This is a genomic window from Pseudomonas sp. LFS074 (assembly GCF_047978165.1).
GTDB lineage: Bacteria > Pseudomonadota > Gammaproteobacteria > Pseudomonadales > Pseudomonadaceae > Aquipseudomonas > Aquipseudomonas putida_P.
Genome location: NZ_JBFPFV010000002.1, coordinates 1185324 through 1205660, shown reverse-complemented (window position 1 = coordinate 1205660; position 20337 = coordinate 1185324). Strand labels below are relative to the sequence as shown.

Genomic DNA, 20337 nt, shown 5'->3' with positions numbered 1-20337 from the left:
CAGCGGCTATCGTGCAGTGACTATTCACAGTTAACCGAAGGAGTGGGCGTGATGACGGCGAAGAAAATTCTCATGCTGGTGGGCGACTACGTTGAAGATTATGAAGCGATGGTGCCGTTTCAGGCCCTGAGCATGGTCGGCCACACAGTGCATGCGGTGTGCCCGGAAAAGCTGGCCGGGCAGACTGTGCGCACCGCGATTCATGACTTCGAGGGTGAGCAGACCTACAGCGAAAAGCCTGGGCACAACTTTGCCCTGAATTATGACTTCGTGCGGGTGCGGCCCGAAAGTTACGACGCATTGCTGATCCCGGGTGGCCGTGCGCCAGAGTACCTGCGCCTGGATGAAAAGGTGCTGGAGCTGGTGCGGGCGTTCGACCAGGCCGGCAAGCCGATTGCGGCGGTGTGCCATGGCGCTCAGCTGCTGGCGGCGGCCGGGGTGCTCGAGGGGCGTGAGTGCAGTGCGTACCCGGCATGTGCGCCGGAAGTGCGATTGGCGGGCGGTACGTTCATCGATATCGCAGTGGACCAGGCGCATGTGGACGGCAACCTGGTCACTGCCCCCGCATGGCCAGCGCATCCGGCGTGGCTGGCGGCCTTCCTCAAAGTGCTGGGTACCCGTATCGCCTGATCGGGCCCCTTCGCAGGCACGCCTGCTCCCGCAGGTTTACCACCGCCCCCGGGAGCAGGCGTGTCAGGCTTAGGCAACCTGCTCAACCCAGTCATTGAGGTTGTAGTAGTTGGTCACCCGGGCAATCTTGCCGCAGTGGATGTAGAAGAAAGCCCCCGCCGGCAGTACATAGGTCTGCCCGTTGGCAGTTGGCAGCCCTTGGTCATCGGCCAAGTATTCGCCATGCACGGTGAACTCCGCTGCCGCGCGGCTGCCATCGGCGTTTTGCATCACCACGATGTCGGCCAGACGTTCGCGGTAGCAGCGGTTCATCTTGTCCATGAACGCAGCAAACCTGGCCTTGCCCATCTGCCGCTCGCCCTGGTTGATGTCGTGGATCACGTCCTCGCTGAGCAGCGCCAGAAAGCCCGGCATGTCGCCGGCGTTGAAGGCGGCGTAGTAAGCATTTACCAGTTCGGTAGCGGTCATGGAACAATACCTGTCGTGTAGGGAAAAGGCGGGTCGTTGCCTCGGATGATAGGGTTTCCCCTCAAGCCCGGCTTAGCCGAGCGCGTCATCCACATCGACAAAACGACCGCCAAGCATGGAAATACGCCTGTTGCACGGCGCCGCTATCGCGCCTTACATCGATGACCTCGCTCGCCTGCGCCTTACCGTGTTCCGCGAGTTTCCCTACCTTTACGACGGCACCCCGGAGTATGAGGCTGACTACCTGTCCAACTACGCCCGCTCCGGGCGCAGCCTGGTAGTGCTGGCGCTGGACGACGGCAAGGTGGTCGGTGCCTCTACCGGCCTGCCGCTGGTGGATGTCGCGGCCGAATTCCAGCAGCCGTTCCTGGCCCAAGGCCGCGACCCCGCCAGTGTGTATTACTTTGGCGAATCGCTGGTGCTGCCCGAATACCGTGGCCAGGGCCTGGGGGTGCGCTTCTTCATCGAACGCGAGTCCTACGCGCACAAACTGGCCGAGTTCGATTACTGCGCGTTCTGCGCGGTGGAGCGGCCAGGCGTGCACCCGCGACGGCCAGCGGACTACAAACCCTTGCACGGCTTCTGGCGCAATCGCGGCTTTCTGCATGACCCGTCGCTACGCACCCGCTATGCCTGGCGCGACTTGGACGAACCGGAAAGCTCCGACAAGTTGATGTCGTTCTGGCTCAAGGCGCTGCCGATATGATTCGTATGGCGGCCTGCCAATACGCCATCGAACTGCATGAGACCTGGGACGCCTACGCCGATCACCTGCAACGCCTGTGTGCCGAGGCGGTAGAGGCGGGCGCTCGCTTGCTGTTGTTACCGGAGTACGCCGGGCTGGTGCTGAGTGGCCAGCTGAGTGCCGAGCAGCGAGGGGACCTGAAGGCTTCGATTGCCGGTATTCAGCCGCTGATCGAACCCTGGAAAGCACTGTGCGAGGGTCTTGCCCGGCGCTGGGGGATCTACCTGCAACCGGGTAGCGTGCCGGTGCTGGACAGCGATGGGCGCTACCGCAACCGTGCCTGGCTGTTCGGCCCCCAGGGTGTGCTGGGCTACCAGGACAAACTGATGATGACCCGGTTCGAGCGCGAACAGTGGGACATCGCTGCAGGCCAGGGGCTGCAGGTGTTCGACACCGAATTGGGTCGGCTGGGGATTCTGCTCTGTTATGACAATGAGTTCCCCATGCTGGCCCGGCGTTTGGCCGAGGCTGGTGCCGACCTGATCCTGGCGCCGAGCTGTACCGATACCGAGGCCGGTTACCACCGGGTACGCATTGGCGCCCAGGCGCGGGCGCTGGAGAACCAGATCGCCGTGTTGCAGAGCCCTACGGTTGGGTTGGCACCCTGGTCACCGGCGTTGGACGAGAATATTGGCCGGGCAGGGTTGTTCGTGCCGCCGGATCACGGGATGCCGGGGGATGGGGTGGTGGCGTTGAGTGAGGCGCTGAGCCCAGATTGCAGCCAGTGGCTGGTGTGTGAGGTGGACCTGGAGGAAGTGCGGCGGGTGAGGCGGGAAGGGCAGGTGTTTACCTGGCGGGACTGGCCGGAGCAGTTTGAAAGAGCCCTGTGATGACAGCAGTGGCCTCTTCGCGGGCAAGCCCGTTCCCACACGTACAGCGCAAGCCAGAAGGCTACGCGTTACCTGTGGGAGCGGGCGCCGCAGTTACATCTGGTTACTTCACTTCGACTGCCAGGCTTTGGGCAATCTTGCTCTGCCACAGGGCAGGGCCAGTGATGTGTACCGACTCACCGTTGCTATCGACGGCGACGGTAACCGGCATGTCCTTGACCTCGAACTCGTAGATCGCTTCCATGCCCAGCTCGGCGAAGGCCAGTACCTTCGACTTGCGGATGGCCTGGGCTACCAGGTAGGCAGCACCGCCAACGGCCATCAGGTACACGGCCTTGTTGTCCTTGATCGCCTCGATGGCGGTCGGGCCACGCTCGGACTTGCCGATCATGCCCAGCAGGCCGGTCTGCTCGAGGATCTGGCGGGTGAACTTGTCCATGCGAGTGGCGGTGGTCGGGCCGGCTGGGCCTACCACTTCGTCACCGACCGGGTCGACCGGGCCTACGTAGTAGATGAAGCGGCCTTTCAGGTCGACTGGCAGTTCTTCGCCACGGTTGAGCATTTCAACCATGCGCTTGTGCGCGGCATCGCGGCCGGTCAGCATCTTGCCGTTGAGCAGGATGGTTTCGCCCGGCTTCCAGCTGGCGACTTCTTCCGGGGTGATGTCGTCGAGGTTGACGCGACGGGCGCTCGGGCCAGCTTCCCAGACGATTTCCGGGTAGGCATCCAGCGACGGCGCTTCCAGTTCTGCCGGGCCGGAGCCATCGAGCACGAAGTGGGCGTGGCGGGTGGCGGCGCAGTTGGGGATCATGCACACCGGCAGGGAGGCGGCGTGGGTCGGGTAGTCCATGATCTTGACGTCGAGCACGGTGGTCAGGCCACCCAGGCCCTGGGCGCCGATGCCCAGCTGGTTGACCTTCTCGAACAGCTCCAGACGGATTTCTTCCAGGCGGTTTTGCGGGCCGCGGGCTTTCAGCTCATGGATGTCGATGGACTCCATCAACACTTCCTTGGCCATTACTGCGGCTTTCTCGGCGGTACCGCCGATGCCGATGCCGAGCATGCCAGGCGGGCACCAGCCAGCGCCCATGGTCGGCACGGTCTTCAGCACCCAGTCGACGATCGAGTCGGACGGGTTGAGCATGGCCATCTTCGACTTGTTCTCCGAGCCGCCGCCCTTGGCTGCGACATCGACCTCGACCTTGTCGCCGGGGACGATGGAGTAGTGGATCACTGCCGGGGTGTTGTCCTTGGTGTTCTTGCGGGCACCGGCCGGGTCGGCCAGGATCGAGGCGCGCAGGACGTTTTCAGGCAGGTTGTAGGCGCGACGCACACCTTCGTTGATCATGTCGTCGACGCTCAGGGTGGCGCCGTCCCAGCGTACGTCCATGCCCACGCGCACGAACACGGTGACGATACCGGTGTCCTGGCAGATCGGGCGGTGGCCGGTGGCGCACATGCGCGAGTTGATCAGGATCTGGGCGATGGAATCGCGTGCAGCAGGCGACTCTTCACGCAGATAGGCCTCGTGCATGGCCTGGATGAAATCGACGGGGTGGTAGTACGAGATGAATTGCAGGGCGTCGGCGACGCTCTGAATCAGGTCGTCTTGCTTGATCACGGTCATGCAGCGCGCTCCTCTTAAAGACGGGAACATTCAAAAAGACGCTCGACATTGCCGACCAGCATGTCGAAGCGCCTTGCAAGGCGCCGGCAGGTCAGGCCGACGGAAAAAGGCGCGGCAGTATAGCGCGCATCCGTGGCGGACACACCTGCGGCCGGTCTGGACCATGGTCGGCAGCGGTCAGGCATCCTTTTTGCTGGCGTGCTCTGCTTGGCTTACAGTGAGCCTGGGATAGCAGGAGAAGTACCGAACATGCCCGAAATTTGCGTGGGCGAGCACCGTTGGGCGGTGCCGACTGGCAGCAACCTGCTCGATGCCCTGAACGAGGCCGGGTTGAATGTGCCCTACAGCTGCCGCGCCGGCAGTTGCCATGCCTGCCTGGTGCACTGCCTGGCGGGGCAACCGTTGGATGCCTTGCCCGAGGCGCTGGCGCTTGACAAGCATGCCCAGGGCTGGCGCCTGGCCTGTCAGTGCCGTGTGGTCGAGGACCTGCGCCTGGTGCTGTTCGACCCTCGGCACGACGGTGTGCCGGCCAAGGTCAGTGCGCTGGACTGGTTCGGCGATGTGCTGCGTTTGCGCCTGCAGCCACAGCGTGCGTTGCGCTATCAGGCGGGTCAGCATGTGGTGCTGTGGCTGGACGAGGTTGCACGGCCTTATTCCCTGGCCAGCCTGCCAGGTGAAGATGATCAACTTGAGTTTCATATCGACTGCCAGCGCCCTGGTGCCTTTTGTGACAAGGCGCGCGGTCTACGGGTTGGCGATGAAATGCGTCTGGGTGAATTGAGAGGGGGGGCTTTGCATTACGACCCGGACTGGCAGGAGCGGCCGCTGTGGTTGTTGGCAGCGGGCACCGGGTTGGCGCCATTCTGGGGCATCTTGCGCGAGGCGCTACGCCAGGGGCATCGGGGGGAAATTCGGCTGTTGCATGTGGCACGGGATCGGGCGGGGCACTATTTGGCGGAGCCATTGCAGCAGTTGCCAGGGGTGAAAGTCGAGTTGGTGCTGGCGGAACAGATGGATGATGCGCTGGCCGGGTTGCGGCTGGCGTCACGGCAGACGGTGGCGCTGGTGTGCGGGGCGCCGGGGAGTGTGGAGCGTTTTGCCCGGCGGCTGTTCATTGCCGGGGTGCCACGGGGGCAGGTGTTTGCTGATGTGTTTGTCGAGCATGCCTGAATAGCAGGGGGCCGCAAAGCGGCCCCCTTTGTAGCAGCAGATCAACCGACCAGCGGGTCACCGACATGCAGGATCTTCATGCCGTTGGTGCCACCGATGGTGTGGTAGCTGTCACCCTTGGTCAGGATCACCCAGTCACCTTGCTGCACCAGGCCACGCTTGAGCAGCTCGTCCACGGCTGCCTGGCTCACCTTGTCGGCCGGCAGCGAAGCCGGGTCGAAGGCAATCGGGTACACGCCACGGAACATGTTGGCGCGCGCCTGGGTAGCGCGGTGCGGCGACAGGGCGAAGATCGGCACGTGCGAACGCAGGCGCGACATGATCAGCGGGGTGTAGCCGCTTTCGGTCAGGGCGATGATCGCCTTCACGCCCGGGAAGTGGTTGGCGGTGTACATGGCCGCCAGGGCGATGCTTTCGTCGCAGCGCTCGAAGGTGGTGTGCAGGCGGTGGCTGGACTTCTGGCTGGTCGGGTGCTTTTCGGCACCCAGGCAGATGCGGGCCATGGCCTGGACGGCTTCGATCGGGTAGGAACCAGCGGCGCTTTCGGCCGACAGCATCACCGCGTCGGTGTTGTCCAGCACGGCGTTGGCCACGTCGGACACTTCGGCACGGGTCGGCATCGGGTTCTGGATCATCGACTCCATCATCTGGGTCGCCACGATCACCGCCTTGTTGTTGCGGCGGGCGTGCTGGATGATCTTCTTCTGGATGGCGATCAGCTCGGCGTCGCCGATTTCCACGCCCAGGTCGCCACGGGCAACCATCACTGCGTCGGAGGCGGCGATCAGCTTGTCGAGGGTCTCGTCGTCGGCAACCGCTTCGGCGCGTTCGATCTTGGCCACCAGCCAGGCGCTGCCGCCGGACTCGTCACGCAGCTTGCGCGCGTATTCCATGTCGCTGGCGTCACGTGGGAAGGATACGGCCAGGTAGTCCAGGTCCATTTCCGCGGCCAGCTTGATGTCGGCCTTGTCTTTTTCGGTCAGGGCCGGTGCGGTCAGGCCGCCACCTTTACGGTTGATGCCTTTGTGGTCCGACAGCGGGCCACCGATGATCACCACGCAGTGCAGGGCGTCTGCAGTGGCGGTTTCGACGCGCATGACCACGCGACCATCGTCGAGCAGCAGCTCGTCACCAACGCCGCAGTCCTTGACCAGGTCGGGGTAGTCGATACCGACGATGTCCTGGTTGCCTTCGGTCAGCGGGTGGGCGGTGGAGAAGGTGAACTTGTCACCGATCTTCAATTCGATGCGCTTGTTGGCGAACTTGGCGATGCGGATCTTCGGACCCTGCAGGTCGCCCAGCAATGCAACATGGCGGCCGTTCTTGGCGGCGATGTCACGGATCAGGCGCGCGCGGGCCTTGTGCTCGTCCGGCGTGCCGTGGGAGAAGTTCAGGCGTGCCACGTCCAGGCCGGCAAGGATCAGCTGTTCGATCACTTCCGGCGAGTTGCTGGCGGGGCCAAGGGTGGCGACGATTTTGGTACGGCGGATGCTCATGCACAAACTCCTATAGTGAAGCGCAGCGAAAGGCTACTCCTGAATCTCGCTGTAGTCATTGTTCCGTTGCACTACCTGCGACCAAGGCAGGGTGGCATTTGAACGGGCAGGGTATCCTTGCAAAAGGGTGTGAAGATTTGCAGGCAAACGCCGATACACTGGCATCAAAGGAGATCCCCATGCGAGCCCTGATCGTTTTAGCCCTGGCCGTCAGCGCCGTCGGCTGCACCCGCTGGTCGATGGACCACCACCTGAACAATGCCTACCGCGCCTACGACCGGGGCGATTGTGCACGCGTCATGCTCGAGTTGTCGCAGGTTGACCGCACCAGCCGTGCACGGCCGTTCATCCACCCCGAGGTGTCGTTGCTGCGCGGCCAGTGCCTGGAGCGCCAGGCGTTGTACGTGGATGCTGCGCAGACTTACCAGTACTTGATCCAGCAGTACCCGGGCAACGAGTACGCCTATCGTGCCCAGGCGCGCCTGCAGACGCTGGAAAAACTCGGCCATGTGCGCGGCGTTGAAGCGGCCGTGGCCAGCCCGGTGACGACCGCACCTTGGCGCTAACACCAAGGTGTGGTTTATTTCACGAGATTTGCTGCGCGCGCTGCGCTAATCTGTAACTCAGCTGTTACAACAACCGCCAGTACCTTGTATTCCTGGCATCAGGTACGGAATACACTCGCGATCATGTTCAACAAGCGCCACATCGAACGTCATCAACTGCCTTGCGTCCTCAAGGTGTTCAACCGTTTTACCGGTCAGGAACTCGGTCAGCTGGGCAATGCCTCCGAAGATGGCTTGATGGTCATCAGCCAGCTACCCGTGCTGGTCGGGCCTGATTACGAGCTGCAACTGCGCATGCCACTGGCTGGCGGCGGGCACCAGTTCGTCAACCTCACCGCCAGTTGCCTGTGGTGCCGCGAGGACCAGACGCCGGGGCACTACGATTCGGGCTTCATGCTGCTGCAGTCTCCACGCGAGTACGATGATTTCGTGCGCTCGCTGCGCGAGTATTTCAGTTTCCGCCCCGCCAACGCTCGCGTCTGAACCTTGGCTTTCTAGAATCGCGCTAGAATCGGGTCGACCTCGATACAGGACGACCCCGTGAGCTCCAGCATTTTCTGGCACGACTACGAAACCACTGGCATCAACCCGCGCTGCGATCGGCCGCTGCAGGTGGCTGGTGTGCGCACTGACTTCGACCTCAACGAAATCGACGAGCCGATCAGCCTTTATTGCCGGCCCTCGGACGATATCCTGCCGCACCCGGCGGCCTGCCTGGTAACCGGCATCACCCCGCAGTTGCTGGCTGAGCAGGGCCTGTGCGAAGCCGAGTTCATGACCCAGGTGCACGCACAACTGGCGCAGCCGGGCACCTGTGGCGCGGGCTACAACACGCTGCGCTTCGACGATGAAGTGACCCGCTACAGTTTGTACCGCAATTTTTTCGACCCCTATGCCCGTGAGTGGCAGGGCGGTAACAGCCGCTGGGACCTGATCGACATCGTGCGCACCGCCTATGCCCTGCGCCCGGATGGCATCCAATGGCCGCAGCAGGACGGGCGCACCAGCCTGCGCCTGGAACTGCTGAGCAAGGCCAATGGCATTGACCACGGGCATGCCCACGAAGCGCTTTCCGACGTGCGGGCAACCATTGCCCTGGCCCGCCTGATTCGGCAGAAACAGCCCAAGTTGTATGACTGGCTGTTCCAGTTGCGCAGCAAGCATAAAGTGATGGAGCAAATTCGTTTGTTGCAGCCCCTGGTGCATATATCCGGGCGTTTTTCTGCGGCGCGTAATTACCTGGGTGTCGTATTGCCACTGGCCTGGCACCCGCGTAATCGCAATGCGCTGATTGTCTGCGACCTGCACCATGAAACCCTACCGTTACTACGGGAAAGTGCTGAAGTTCTGCGTCAGCGCTTGTACACCCGTCATGATGAATTGGCCGAAGGTGAATTACCGGTACCGCTCAAATTGGTGCAGATCAATCGCTGCCCGGTACTGGCGCCGCTGTCGGTATTGCGCCCGGCCGATCAACAACGGTTGGGTCTGGACTTGACGTTGTTACAATCGCGCGGTGAACAGTTGGCCAATCAACAGGCGCAATGGCAAGACAAGCTGGAACACATCTATGGCAAGGATGAGTTCGCCCCGAGTGAAGACCCGGAACAGCAGTTGTATGAGGGATTTATCGGTGACCGCGACCGGCGTTTATGCGAGCAAGTTCGTGCGCTGGAACCGGCGCAGTTGAGCCGTGGCCACTGGATGTTCGATGACCCGCGTTTGCCGGAGCTGTTGTTCCGTTATCGGGCTCGTAACTTCCCTGAAACCTTGACCAGCGAAGAGCGGCAACGGTGGTACGGCTTCTGCCAGCAACGCCTGAGCGACCCGCAGTGGGGCGCACCCAATACCCTGGGCGACTTTGAACAGGCGCGCCAGCAAGCCTGGCAGGGGGCCGACGAGGCGGGCCGGCGAGTGCTCGAGGCCTGGCAAGTGCATGCCCGTCAATTGCAGGCACAATTTGCAATTGGCTGATGGTAGGTAAACAAAAACGCCGGCAATGTGCCGGCGTTTTTGTTGTGTGAAGCAAACGGTGTATGCGGACTATCAGTCCAGCAGGGTTGCCCAGCTTTCAACCACATCGCCGCCCCAAGTGGCTTTCCACTCTTTCAGGGTTTTGTGGTTGCCGCCTTTGGTTTCGATCACTTCACCGTTGTGCGGGTTTTTGTATTGCTTGACCTTACGTGCACGCTTGGTGGCGGTAGTCTTGACCGCGCCACGCGGTGCTTTGCTCAGTTTCGACTCTGGGTCGAGCAGGGCAATCACGTCGCGCAGCGACTTGGAGTACTCGCCCATCAGTGTGCGCAGTTTGCCTTCGAACTCCAGTTCTTTCTTCAGCTTGTCATCCTGCGACAGGTTGGCCAGGCGGGCCTGAAGTTCCTTGATGGCTTCTTCGGTAGCGCGGTACTCGTTGATCAGGGACATGGAGTGTTCCTTAATGCGTGTTCAGAAATGTGTGGGGCAATAATAGACAGGCGATACTCGCAAGTAAACATAAGATTGGACCATTAACTGTTAATTAAGCTGTGACAACATTTCTCAACGTGAACAAAATTTTACATAAAGCCCATGTCTGCCAGACGCTGCCCGTGCATCGATTTGGGCCTGCATATGCCATCGTGGCTGCGATCAATACTGCGCTTTTGCTGGCGTGCCGCTAGAATGGGCGCCTTTGCGAAGTTCTGGAGTCTCATTCATGCGCACCTATCGTCTGGTGATCGCCTGCCCCGACCGTGTAGGCATCGTGGCGAAAGTCAGTAATTTCCTGGCCTTGTACAATGGCTGGATCAACGAAGCCAGCCACCACTCCGATGAGCAGAGCGGTTGGTTCTTCATGCGCCATGAAATCCGCGCTGAATCTCTGCCGTTCGGTATCGAAGCTTTCCGTGAGGCGTTTGCGCCAATCGCCGAAGAGTTCTCCATGGCCTGGCGCATTACCGACTCGGCGCAGAAAAAACGCGTGGTACTGATGGCCAGCCGTGAGTCTCACTGCCTGGCAGACTTGCTGCACCGCTGGCACACCGATGAGCTGGACTGCGAGATCCCTTGCGTGATCTCCAACCATAATGATTTGCGCAGCATGGTCGAGTGGCACGGTATTCCGTTCTTCCATGTGCCGGTCGATCCCAAGGACAAGGCCCCGGCCTTCGCCGAGGTGTCGCGTCTGGTGCAGGAGCACGCCGCCGACGTGGTGGTACTGGCCCGCTATATGCAAATCCTGCCGCCGCAACTGTGCCGGGACTATGCAGAGAAGGTCATCAACATCCACCACAGCTTCCTGCCTTCGTTCGTCGGCGCCAAGCCGTACCACCAGGCCGCCCTGCGTGGCGTGAAGCTGATCGGTGCGACTTGCCACTACGTCACCGAAGAGCTGGACGCCGGCCCGATCATCGAGCAGGACGTGGTGCGTGTCAGCCATGCCGACAGCATCGAGGACATGGTCCGCTTTGGCCGTGATGTGGAGAAGATGGTGCTGGCCCGTGGCCTGCGCTATCACCTGGAAGACCGCGTGCTGGTGCATGGCAACAAGACTGTCGTGTTTGACTGAAACAGCAGGTTGCCTGTGGGATTTTTGGGCCGCAAAGCGGCCCCAAAAATCTTGAAAGGATCGCTAATGGCCAAGCAGCGCAATGCCCCAACCGCTTCACCCCCACCCACCCTTGGCGAAGGGTGCCTGGCCCGTTACGACCCCGAAGCCCTGGACGAAACCGACGGCACCGACTTCCCAGGCGCCGCCGAACTCTGGCAACAGCTCAACCCGCCTGCCGCCGCCAGCGCTCCAGCAAAGGACGCGCCAGCAGGCACACGAACACAGGCCCGCCTGCCAGCAGATAAAAGTAGTAAGTAACCCCTCGCCATATCAGGATCGCCGCCGCTGCGGTCGAGCTGCCCACCAAGGGTGTCAGCAAGGTGGCCGAAGTCAGCTCGGCGGCCCCGGCCCCGCCAGGCAGCAGGCTGAACTGGCCGGCACTGAGCGACAGCATCTGCACCAGGAAGCTGGGGATCCACGCCAGCTCTACCCCCAGCCCCCGCAACACCAGGAACAGCACGCTGTAGCGCAGCCCCCAGTGGACGCAGGTGAGGGTGAACACCAGGCTCAAGGTGCGCTTGGGCAGGCGCCAGGTCTGTGCCAGGGCAGCGATGAAGTGCAGCAGTTTGCGCGCCCAGCGGCGTTTGCGCGGCGGCCCCATGCCCAGGCGCTGCAACAGCCTGCCGTTCATGCGCATTACCGTGCGTCGGTAGCGCAACAGCGCGACCACACCGGCCAGCGTTGTGCACAGCAGTAATGCACTGCCAAGCAGCATGCTTTCCTGGCTGCGGCCCAGGCTGTGGAACAGTGCGTAGCCGGCGATCGTCAGCATCGCGCAGAAGAAGAACACCAGGTCGTTCAGCTGGTCCATGGCGAATACCGCAGCGCTGCGCGCCGGGCCGATGCGATTGCGCGCCAGCAGGGCCATCAGGGTCAACGGGCCGCCACTGCCGCCGGGGGTGGTGCAGATGGCGAACTCGGTGGCCATCACCACGCCCAGGCTGCGTGCAGGGCTCAACTGCTTTGCCTGCTCGCCGAGCAACAAGCGCAGGCGCAATGCGTTGATGAGCCAGCACGACAAAATCATGCCAAGCAATAACAGCATCAGTTGTGGGTCGAACCGGCTTAGCCTTGGCAGCAGCTCGCTACCACCCAGCAGCACGGGCACCAGCGCTGCACCCAGCAATGCCAGCGCCAGCCAGGCCCAGCGGTTCATGCTGGCACCTGGCGCTCCAGCCAGGCAGATTTGGTCAGCGGCTCGCGGCCGTCCTTCAACAGGCTTTCGAGTGTTCGCAGCCAATAGTCACGGGATGAGCGGTGGCGCATGTCCACAGGGTGCAGCCCGAGGCGCAATGTGCTCGCGTCCTGCCAGCGTTGACATTGCCAGTTGCACACTGCGCGGGACAAAGTACGACGCCATGCGCTCCGGGCACTCCAGACCAGGCCTGGCGCATCGATGGCTGTGAAGTCCGGCAAACGGTAAAGGTGTTGCGGTGTGCTGGTGTACTTCAGCGGCAGGCGGCGCAAGGCTTGCCGAGTGCCCTGGCTCATGAGCCAGGCGGGTGCGACAAAGCCTGCTACGGGCCAGCCTTGGTCCTCGAACAGCGCCAGGCCATCCTGCAGCCGGGTAAGCGCGGCGTGCTCATCGAGGCTATAGAACTCACCTTCATGCGTGTAGATGCGCCGCATGAAGTAGTCGATGGGGCTGCGCGGTGCCGGCCCTTCGTCGGCATGGGCGTAACCGTGCAGCGCCAGCTCGTCGCCGTTGGCCAGGCGTTCGTCCAGCACGCGGCAGAACGAGGGTGCCTGGTGCAGCGGATTACGCCGATGGAAGTCAGGGACCACCAGCCATGTCATGGGCACGTTGCCCAGCGCATCCACGGCGTGTACGAACGGCGCATAGTCCGGCCAGGTTTCTGGGGCCACATCATGCAATACCAGCAGGAGGCTGCGTTGCCTGGAGGAGGGCTCAAGCATGGGCACGCACCTGCGGCTGATGGCCGAGCACGGCTTGGTAGTGCTGTAGCAGGCCCGCCACCACCTTATCCCATGAATAATGTTGCTCTACATGACGACGGGCCTGCATGCCGAGCTTGCGGACCCCCGCCTCGAACGCCTCGCGCACTGCCATCGCCATCGCCCGACCCTCGTTGGGCGTGCACAGGCGGCCACACTGCTCGTTGATGATTTCAGTGAACGCACCTGCGCGTACGGCCACCACGGGTGTGGCGCTGGCCATGGCTTCGAGGATGACCAGGCCGAAGGTTTCCTGGTCGCCAGCATGCACCAGCAGGTCGGCACTGGCCATCAGCCGGGCCACCTCTGCAGCGGGGCAGAAGTGGTCGATGACGCTGACGTTGTGAGGCACGCTGGCCGGCATGTTCGAGCCCACCAGCAGCAGGTGGTAGGGGTGGCCGAGTTGCTGCATGCAGTCGAGCAGCACCGGCAGGTTCTTTTCCCGCGAGCCGCGGCCGGCGTAGATCAACAGGCGGCTGGTGTCGGCTATGCCCAGTTCGGCGCGCAGGTGCGGGTCGCGCTGGGCGGGATGGAACGTGGCAAGGTCAACGCCCAGCGGCTGCACGTGTACATCGCGCACGCCCAGGCGGCGCAATTTGTCGGCCATGACCTGGCTGGGCGCCAGTACCCGGTCGAAATTGCCGTACAGCTTGCTGACATAGGCTTCGACATTGGGCGTGAACCAGTTGCCCATGCGGTTGCTCACCAGCAACGGCAAGTCGGAATGGTAGAAACCGATTACCGGCACGTCGAGTTGGCGCCGGGCCTCCAGCGCGGCCCATGCGGTGAGGTAGGGGTCGCCGACTTCTATCAGGTCGGGTTTGAGCGTGCGCAGCGTATTGCACCATGGGGCCAGGCGTACAGGAAAACGATAGCCCTTGCCAAACGGCAAGGGTGGAGCGGGAACCTGGTAGATGCCATCGGCTTGGTGGGCGCTGGCGCCGGGGATCAACAGGCTGTGGCGTACGCCGTGGATGGCGTCGAGACGGTGATGTTTGGCATCAAGATAGGTACGTACGCCACCGCTGGCCGGGGCGTAGAACATGGTGATGTCGGCGATATGCACGATCAGCATCCCTCCGGGATCGTCTTCGGGTCTGTCATCCGGCGGTGGCTTGCCGGCGATGACGCGCCTAAAGGTTGACCTGTGTGAAGGATAGTTTGTTCGATCGGGGTTGGGTGGGGCAGGCTCGTCGAGTGGTGTTGGTTGTTTCGCGGGCTCGCCCGCCCCCACAGGTAGGGCGCAACCCTTCGGGGTTGTGCTGTCCTTGTGGGGGAGGGCGGTGCGGTCTGTATTTAGATGCGGAAGCTGCCCACCAGGTGCTTCAGGCGGCCAGCCTGCTGCTCAAGGTCGGAGCACGCGCGCAGGGTCGCCTGCAGGTTTTCCACGCCTTCCTGGTTGAGCATGTTGATCTCGTTGATGTCCATGTTGATCGCCTCGACCACGGCGGTCTGTTCTTCGGTGGCAGTGGCCACCGATTGGTTCATGCCATCGATCTCGCCAATGCGCACGGTCACGCTGTCCAGCCGCTCACCGGCCTGGTTGGCGATCTGCATGCTGTCCTGGCTGTGGCGCTGGCTCTGGTCCATGGTGTCGACCGACTCGCGGGCACCGACCTGCAGCTCTTCGATCATGGTCTGCACCTGCTGCGCCGATTCCTGGGTGCGGTGCGCCAGGTTGCGCACTTCGTCGGCAACCACGGCAAAACCACGCCCGGCTTCACCCGCGCGGGCTGCTTCGATGGCGGCGTTCAGCGCCAGCAGGTTGGTCTGCTGGGAGATGCTGGTGATCACTTCGAGGATCTGGCCGATATTCACGGTCTTGCTGTTCAGCGTTTCGATGTGCTCGCTGGACGTGACGATCAGGTCGGACAGGCGGTTCATCGCAGCAATGTTGCGCTCGACCACTTGCTGGCCCTCTTCGGCCAGCAGGCGCGCGGAACTGGCGTGCTGCGAGGCTTGAGCAGCATTGCCGGCAATTTCCTGAGCGGCGGCGCCCAACTCGTTGATGGCGGCGGCGACACTGTTGGTGCGGTTGGACTGCTCGTCGGAGTTGGTCATCGATGAATTCGAAGCACTGATGACCCGCAGGGCCACTTCGTTGACCTGCTCGGTGGCCGAAGACACTTCGCGGATGCTGCTGTGAATACGCTCGACGAACCGGTTGAAGGCGTTGCCGAGGATGCCGAATTCGTCGTGGTTGTGGATGCGCAGGCGCTTGGTCAGGTCGCCTTCACCTTCGGCAATGTCTTCCATGGCGCGCGTCATGGTGTGCAGCGGCTGCATCAACACGCGAATCAGCAAACCGAGCAGGCCGATGATGATCACCACCGCCACTACCGTGGCGATCACCGCCGAGGTGCGGAAGGTGCTGAGCATCGAGAAGGCCTTGTCCTTGTCCACCGACAAACCGATGTACCAGTTGGCCGACGGCAAGCCGGTGATCGGGGTGAAGGTCAGCAGGCGGGCCTGGCCATCGCTCTGCACTTCGGTCAGCTCGCCTGTCAGTTTTGGCGTGTGCTGCGGGAACAGGTCTGACAGTGACTTCATCACCAGGTCTTTGTCCGGGTGCACCAGGATCTTGCCCTGGTCGTTGACCAGGAAGGCATAGCCCATGCCGCCGAAGTTCAGCGAGTTGATGATCTGCACCAGGCCGTCCAGGGCCAGGTCGCCACCAACCACGCCAACGCTGCTGGAGACCTTGCTGAGGATACCGATGACCATCTTGTTGGTGGTCATGTCGATGTACGGTTCGGTCAGGGTTGCGCCGCTGGCGCTCATGCCGTCCTTGTACCAGGGACGGGTACGTGGGTCATAGCCGTCGGGCATCTTCGCGTCGGGGCGCACGCTGAAACCGCCGTCGACCTTGCCCAGGTACACGGTAAGGAAGCTGGATATCAGCGCATTCTGGCCCATCAGGGTTTCGGCGTTGGTCGGGTCCTGGGCAATGTTCTGTGCCAGGTTCTCCACCAGTTTGATGCGGCCTTCGAACAGGTTGCGGATGTTGGTCGAAGTGGAGGTGCCCATTTCAGCCAGATAGTTTTCCAGGTCCTCGCGGATCGCATTACGCTGGAGGTAATCGTTGTAGAGGGTGAAAAGGCTGAAGGCAAGTATCACGATCAGTGATGCTGCCAAAAGAATCTTGTGGCTGAAACGAAGGCTTTTGTTCATGGCGTAATCGGTTCCGCTAAGGTTTTATATCAGGCGTTCGCACGAGTGGAGCGGTAGGCAGTGCAACATCCAGAAAAGTCCCTTTTCGGTTGTTCCTCTCTATTAAGGCGAATATCACCCACAGGTATCGGCCGAATTAAGCTAAAGCTTGAGCAGAGGATTAAAGAGATGTCGGAATTTTCGACCATCGTTGTAGGTGCTGGCCCGGATGGCCAGCCAGTCGGGCAAGCAATGCGCCTGGCCAACCGCCACGGTCTGGTGGCGGGCGCAACCGGTACAGGCAAGACCGTGACCCTGCAGCACCTGGCGGAAGTGTTCAGCGACGCCGGGGTGGCGGTGTTCGCTGCTGATGTCAAAGGTGACCTCTGCGGCCTGGGCGCAGCCGGTGCACCCCAGGGCAAGGTGGCCGAGCGCATCGCCGGCATGCCGTGGCTGGGGCATACGCCTCGGGCTTACCCGGTGAGCTTGTGGGACATTGCCGGGCAGTCCGGCCACCCGCTGCGCACCACCCTCAGTGAAATGGGGCCGCTGCTGCTGGGCAACTTGCTGGAGCTGACCGACAGCCAGCAGGCGGCGCTGTATGCAGCCTTCAAGGTGGCTGACCGCGAAGGCCTGCTGCTGCTGGACCTCAAGGACCTCAAGGCTCTGCTTGCGCACCTGAAAGACAACCCGCAACTGCTCGGCGAAGACAGTGCGCTGATGACCACGGCCTCCACTCAGGCCTTGCTGCGCCGGCTCGCAACCCTTGAGCAACAGGGAGCGGAGGCGCTGTTTGGTGAGCCGGCATTGCAGTTGGAGGACTTGCTGCGCCCGGACCCGGATGGCCGTGGCCACATCCACTTGCTCGATGCCAGCCGGCTGGTGCACGAAGCACCCAAAGTGTATGCGACGTTCCTGTTGTGGCTGCTGGCCGAGTTGTTCGAGCAGTTGCCCGAGCGCGGCGATGCCGACAAGCCGGTGCTGGCACTGTTCTTCGATGAGGCGCACTTGCTGTTCAACGGCACGCCCAAGGCATTGCAGGACCGTCTTGAGCAAGTGGTGCGGCTCATCCGCTCCAAGGGCGTGGGGGTGTATTTCGTCACCCAGTCGCCAGGAGACTTGCCCGACGCGGTGCTGGCCCAGCTAGGTTTGCGCATACAACATGGTCTGCGGGCGTTTACTGCCAAGGAGCAGAAGGCGCTGCGGGCTGTGGCCGATGGCTTCCGCCCCAATCCTGCGTTCGACACCCTGGCGGTGTTGACTGAGTTGGGGATTGGCGAGGCGCTGGTGGGCACGCTGGAAGAAAAGGGCACGCCGGCCATGGTGCAGCGGGTACTGGTTGCACCGCCGCAGTCACGTATAGGGCCGCTGAGTGCAGTTGAGCGCAGTGCGTTGGTTGCGGCCTCGCCGTTGGCGGGGCGCTATGATAAGCCTGTGGACCGTGAGTCGGCCTATGAGATGCTGACCCAGCGCAAGGGCGAGGCGGTGGAACCGGCGCCGCAACCGAAGGCGGATGAGGAGAGCTTTTCCGACAAGGCCGGTGAGTTCTTGCAGAGTGCGGCGGGGCAGGCGATCAAGTCGGCGGTACGCCAGGCGGCCAACCAGTTGGGGCGGCAGTTGGTACGCGGGTTGATGGGGTCGTTGCTCGGCGGCAAGAAAAAGTGATGACCTGCACCTGGCAGGCGACCTGCTCCTACTAAGTGCAGGAAAATAGCCATAGAAAAGGCGCCCTTGGGCGCCTTTTTCTATTGCGGTGTCCGTCAGCCAATGGCTTTGGACGCCAGCCAGAACAGGCCGGCCGCCAAGCCCATCGAGGCAGGCAGGGTCAGGATCCAGGCCAGCAGGATGGTCTTCACGGTGCCGCCTTGCAGGCCACTTTTGTTGGCGACCATGGTGCCGGCCACACCGGACGACAGCACATGGGTGGTCGATACCGGCAGGGCGAACACGTTGGCCATGCCGATGGCGCAGGCTGCGGTGATCTGTGCCGACATACCTTGGGCGTATGTCATGCCCTGTTTGCCGATCTTCTCGCCAACGGTCAACACCACACGCTTCCAGCCAACCATGGTGCCAAGGCCCAGGGCCAGGGCGACGGCCACGATTACCCAGAATGGGGCGTATTCGGTGGTGGCGGTGAGGTCTTTGCGCAGTTTCTCAAGGTCGGCCTTTTCACGGGCTTCCAGGCCTGGCAGTTTGCCAACCTTCTTCGCCGTGTCATCCAGGCACAGCAGGTAGCGACGCACTTCGACGCGCTTCTCGGCGTCCAGGCTGTGGTAGTCGGTCACGCCTTGCAACGAGGACTGCAGTGCGGCGATGGTCGGTTCGGTCTGCTGTGGGTTGCAGCTGAACTGCTCCGGCAGGTCGCTGGCCTTGGCCTTGCCCAGTGCCAGGAATTCGCCCAGGGTCGCGGCATTGCGCTGGTAGAACTGGCTCATGTGCAGGGTAGCGTCGCGGGTACGCTCGATCTGGTACGTGGTGCTGTTCAGGTCGAGGACGAACTTGGCCGGGACGATACCGATCAGTACCAGCATGATCAGGCCGATGCCTTTCTGGCCGTCGTTGGAGCCGTGCACGAAGCTTACACCCATGGCGGAAACCACCAGGACCAGGCGGTTCCAGAACGGCGGGTGCTTCTTGTCGTCGAGCTTGCGGCGCTGCTCGGGGGTTTTGTGCATCTTCGACAGCGGGCGCCACCATTTCAGGCCGATCAGCACCAGGGCGGCAACGGCGAAGCCGGCCATGGGCGAGACCACCAGCGACATGGCGATGTCGATCGCCTTTTGCCAGTTGACGCCGTCGCCCAGCGGGATGTCGTTGATCAGGGCGTTGGCCAAGCCGACACCGAGAATGGAGCCGATCAGCGTGTGCGAGCTGGAGGCCGGGATGCCGAAGTACCAAGTGCCCAGGTTCCAGGTGATGGCCGCAGCCAGCAGCGAGAAGACCATGGCCAGGCCGTGTCCGGTGTTCACATTGATCAGCAGCTCTACCGGCAGCAGGTGCACGATGGCATAGGCCACCCCAACACCACCGAGCAGAACGCCAAGGAAGTTGAACACGCCGGAGAAGAACACGGCGAGGTGCGGCGGCATGGCTTTGGTATAGATGACAGTAGCTACCGCGTTGGCGGTGTCATGAAAGCCATTGATGAACTCGAAGGCGAGTACGAAGGTCAAGGCGAGCAGCAGGCTCACCAACACCCAGGCATCCAGTCCGCTGAATAAATCGATCATGAAGGTTGTCTGGCGGGTCATAGGGGGGCGGGATTATGCCAGAAAACCTTGGCAATCGATGCACCTGCTGCAGACCGATGGCAATCTTCATGGCGCACGCGAGCCGTGCTTGACGGGGACTATGGGTAGGTGAAAATCGGCTAAAAAGCACAAACGCTGGCGAAAAAAGACATAAAAGCGAAGAAAAATCCGCTTCGCCATTATTCAAACGGCCGTATGAAATTTGTGTAATTCCATTTCATCATCAGCCGGACAGTAAAAATCGACCGCGCCCGGGCTGGCCGGGCGACGACGCGCGGGCGTGGCTCCGAGCCTCAGGGATTGTCGCTGCGCAGTTCCTTTTCCATGCGTTCCAGTTCCTGGCTGAAGGACTGGTCACGCACGCTGGCACGTTTGCGCCAAGGTTTGCGTTCTGGATCCGGTTGTGCGGCGTAAGTGGTGACTTCGCCACCGTAAACATCCTTGTAACGTTCAGCCTGGCGCTCGAGTTCTGCGCGCAGTTCATCTTTCGTCACATGCAGTACCTGAATGAAGAGTAATGACTGTTTTTATGCATGGTGCACATGCACATGCCTTGCTGGCCGCAACGGCTTGATACAGCGGAAGGTTCCATTACCACGGTAGCGTGGGGGCCTGCGTAATCGATTATAGCAATCGATAATTTGCCGAACATCGTTATTTACCAAACCTGACATCAGCTGATGCAAGTACTGGGATGTGTTCGGAATCAGTTTGGACCTTTCGTACAAGTTTGAAAGGCATCACCGATAAAAGTTCGCTGCATTGCCGGAGCGCGGCTGTAATGAAAAACGGCCTCGCCGGAAGGCGAGGCCGTTGCCTGGGGACTTCTACGGTGGGTACCTGACCAGTCTCTCCA

At 61.9% G+C, this 20337-nt stretch carries 18 protein-coding genes and 2 pseudogenes; 9 read left to right on the top strand and 11 right to left on the bottom strand.

Annotation, left to right across the window (positions count from 1 at the left end):
* Positions 1-48: 48 nt before the first annotated feature.
* Positions 49-630, top strand: coding sequence for a DJ-1/PfpI family protein (locus tag ACNQP3_RS23710; protein ID WP_171577218.1), 582 nt, complete (start codon positions 49-51; stop codon positions 628-630).
* A gap of 69 nt (positions 631-699) precedes the next feature.
* On the opposite strand, the gene ACNQP3_RS23705 is transcribed toward ACNQP3_RS23710, so the two are convergent.
* Positions 700-1098: a nuclear transport factor 2 family protein gene (locus ACNQP3_RS23705; RefSeq protein WP_012274007.1), complete on the bottom strand. Its 399-nt coding sequence runs from the start codon at positions 1096-1098 to the stop codon at positions 700-702.
* 115 nt (positions 1099-1213) lie between these two features.
* Here ACNQP3_RS23705 and ACNQP3_RS23700 point away from each other — a divergent pair, with 115 nt between their 5' ends.
* Positions 1214-1804 (top strand): GNAT family N-acetyltransferase, encoded by a 591-nt coding sequence (locus tag ACNQP3_RS23700; RefSeq protein WP_012274006.1) that lies wholly within the window; start codon positions 1214-1216, stop codon positions 1802-1804.
* Positions 1801-2673 (top strand): carbon-nitrogen hydrolase family protein, encoded by an 873-nt coding sequence (locus ACNQP3_RS23695; RefSeq protein ID WP_264316521.1) that lies wholly within the window; start codon positions 1801-1803, stop codon positions 2671-2673. The genes ACNQP3_RS23700 and ACNQP3_RS23695 overlap by 4 nt, the downstream gene beginning before the upstream one ends.
* Before the next feature lie 103 nt (positions 2674-2776).
* On the opposite strand, the gene ACNQP3_RS23690 is transcribed toward ACNQP3_RS23695, so the two are convergent.
* A complete protein-coding gene (locus ACNQP3_RS23690) occupies positions 2777-4300 on the bottom strand; it encodes a fumarate hydratase (RefSeq protein WP_012274004.1) in 1524 nt (507 codons plus the stop codon).
* A gap of 249 nt (positions 4301-4549) precedes the next feature.
* Between ACNQP3_RS23690 and ACNQP3_RS23685 the strand changes: the two genes are divergently transcribed.
* Entirely contained in the window at positions 4550-5470 is a 921-nt protein-coding gene (locus tag ACNQP3_RS23685) for an iron-sulfur-binding ferredoxin reductase (protein ID WP_264316520.1), read from the top strand.
* 41 nt (positions 5471-5511) lie between these two features.
* On the opposite strand, the gene pyk is transcribed toward ACNQP3_RS23685, so the two are convergent.
* Positions 5512-6966, bottom strand: a complete 1455-nt coding sequence (gene pyk / locus ACNQP3_RS23680) for a pyruvate kinase (protein ID WP_012274002.1) — start codon at positions 6964-6966, stop codon at positions 5512-5514.
* A gap of 179 nt (positions 6967-7145) precedes the next feature.
* On the opposite strand from pyk, the gene ACNQP3_RS23675 reads away from it, so the two are divergent.
* The 3 genes from ACNQP3_RS23675 to sbcB all read left to right on the top strand — a co-directional run bounded on the left by ACNQP3_RS23675 (position 7146) and on the right by sbcB (position 9506).
* Positions 7146-7532 carry a hypothetical protein gene (locus tag ACNQP3_RS23675; protein WP_012274001.1) on the top strand — a complete coding sequence of 129 codons (387 nt, stop codon included), beginning with the start codon at positions 7146-7148 and terminating at the stop codon, positions 7530-7532.
* Positions 7533-7655: 123 nt separating this feature from the next.
* Positions 7656-8015: a PilZ domain-containing protein gene (locus tag ACNQP3_RS23670; RefSeq protein ID WP_012274000.1), complete on the top strand. Its 360-nt coding sequence runs from the start codon at positions 7656-7658 to the stop codon at positions 8013-8015.
* Between the two features lie 57 nt (positions 8016-8072).
* On the top strand, positions 8073-9506 hold the full coding sequence (gene sbcB, locus ACNQP3_RS23665; protein WP_264316519.1) for an exodeoxyribonuclease I: 1434 nt from the start codon (positions 8073-8075) through the stop codon (positions 9504-9506).
* A 72-nt stretch (positions 9507-9578) separates the two neighbouring features.
* Here sbcB and mvaT read toward each other — a convergent pair whose 3' ends face one another.
* Complete coding sequence (mvaT, locus tag ACNQP3_RS23660) at positions 9579-9956, bottom strand: histone-like nucleoid-structuring protein MvaT (protein WP_012273998.1); 378 nt, start codon at positions 9954-9956, stop codon at positions 9579-9581.
* Positions 9957-10227: 271 nt separating this feature from the next.
* Between mvaT and purU the strand changes: the two genes are divergently transcribed.
* Positions 10228-11079, top strand: a complete 852-nt coding sequence (gene purU / locus ACNQP3_RS23655) for a formyltetrahydrofolate deformylase (RefSeq protein ID WP_012273997.1) — start codon at positions 10228-10230, stop codon at positions 11077-11079.
* Positions 11080-11284: 205 nt separating this feature from the next.
* Here purU and ACNQP3_RS23650 read toward each other — a convergent pair whose 3' ends face one another.
* The 5 genes and pseudogenes from ACNQP3_RS23650 to ACNQP3_RS23630 all read right to left on the bottom strand — a co-directional run.
* Entirely contained in the window at positions 11285-12277 is a 993-nt protein-coding gene (locus ACNQP3_RS23650) for a lysylphosphatidylglycerol synthase transmembrane domain-containing protein (protein ID WP_264316518.1), read from the bottom strand.
* Positions 12274-13038 (bottom strand): DUF2334 domain-containing protein, encoded by a 765-nt coding sequence (locus tag ACNQP3_RS23645; protein WP_060494705.1) that lies wholly within the window; start codon positions 13036-13038, stop codon positions 12274-12276. Before ACNQP3_RS23645 ends, ACNQP3_RS23650 begins: the two co-directional genes overlap by 4 nt.
* The gene (locus ACNQP3_RS23640; RefSeq protein WP_012273994.1) at positions 13031-14152 is read right to left on the bottom strand and encodes a glycosyltransferase family 4 protein; all 1122 of its coding nucleotides are present in this window, start codon (positions 14150-14152) and stop codon (positions 13031-13033) included. Before ACNQP3_RS23640 ends, ACNQP3_RS23645 begins: the two co-directional genes overlap by 8 nt.
* Before the next feature lie 221 nt (positions 14153-14373).
* A pseudogene (locus ACNQP3_RS23635) lies at positions 14374-14970 on the bottom strand (methyl-accepting chemotaxis protein); the annotation flags it as partial.
* Positions 14971-15231: 261 nt separating this feature from the next.
* Positions 15232-16248, bottom strand: a pseudogene (locus tag ACNQP3_RS23630) (cache domain-containing protein); the annotation flags it as partial.
* A gap of 168 nt (positions 16249-16416) precedes the next feature.
* Here ACNQP3_RS23630 and ACNQP3_RS23625 point away from each other — a divergent pair.
* Positions 16417-17892: a DUF853 domain-containing protein gene (locus tag ACNQP3_RS23625; RefSeq protein ID WP_264316517.1), complete on the top strand. Its 1476-nt coding sequence runs from the start codon at positions 16417-16419 to the stop codon at positions 17890-17892.
* A 95-nt stretch (positions 17893-17987) separates the two neighbouring features.
* On the opposite strand, the gene ACNQP3_RS23620 is transcribed toward ACNQP3_RS23625, so the two are convergent.
* Both ACNQP3_RS23620 and ACNQP3_RS23615 read right to left on the bottom strand, forming a co-directional pair.
* The gene (locus tag ACNQP3_RS23620; RefSeq protein ID WP_041166780.1) at positions 17988-19460 is read right to left on the bottom strand and encodes an inorganic phosphate transporter; all 1473 of its coding nucleotides are present in this window, start codon (positions 19458-19460) and stop codon (positions 17988-17990) included.
* A 314-nt stretch (positions 19461-19774) separates the two neighbouring features.
* The gene (locus ACNQP3_RS23615; RefSeq protein WP_012273990.1) at positions 19775-19975 is read right to left on the bottom strand and encodes a hypothetical protein; all 201 of its coding nucleotides are present in this window, start codon (positions 19973-19975) and stop codon (positions 19775-19777) included.
* Positions 19976-20337 lie beyond the last annotated feature (362 nt).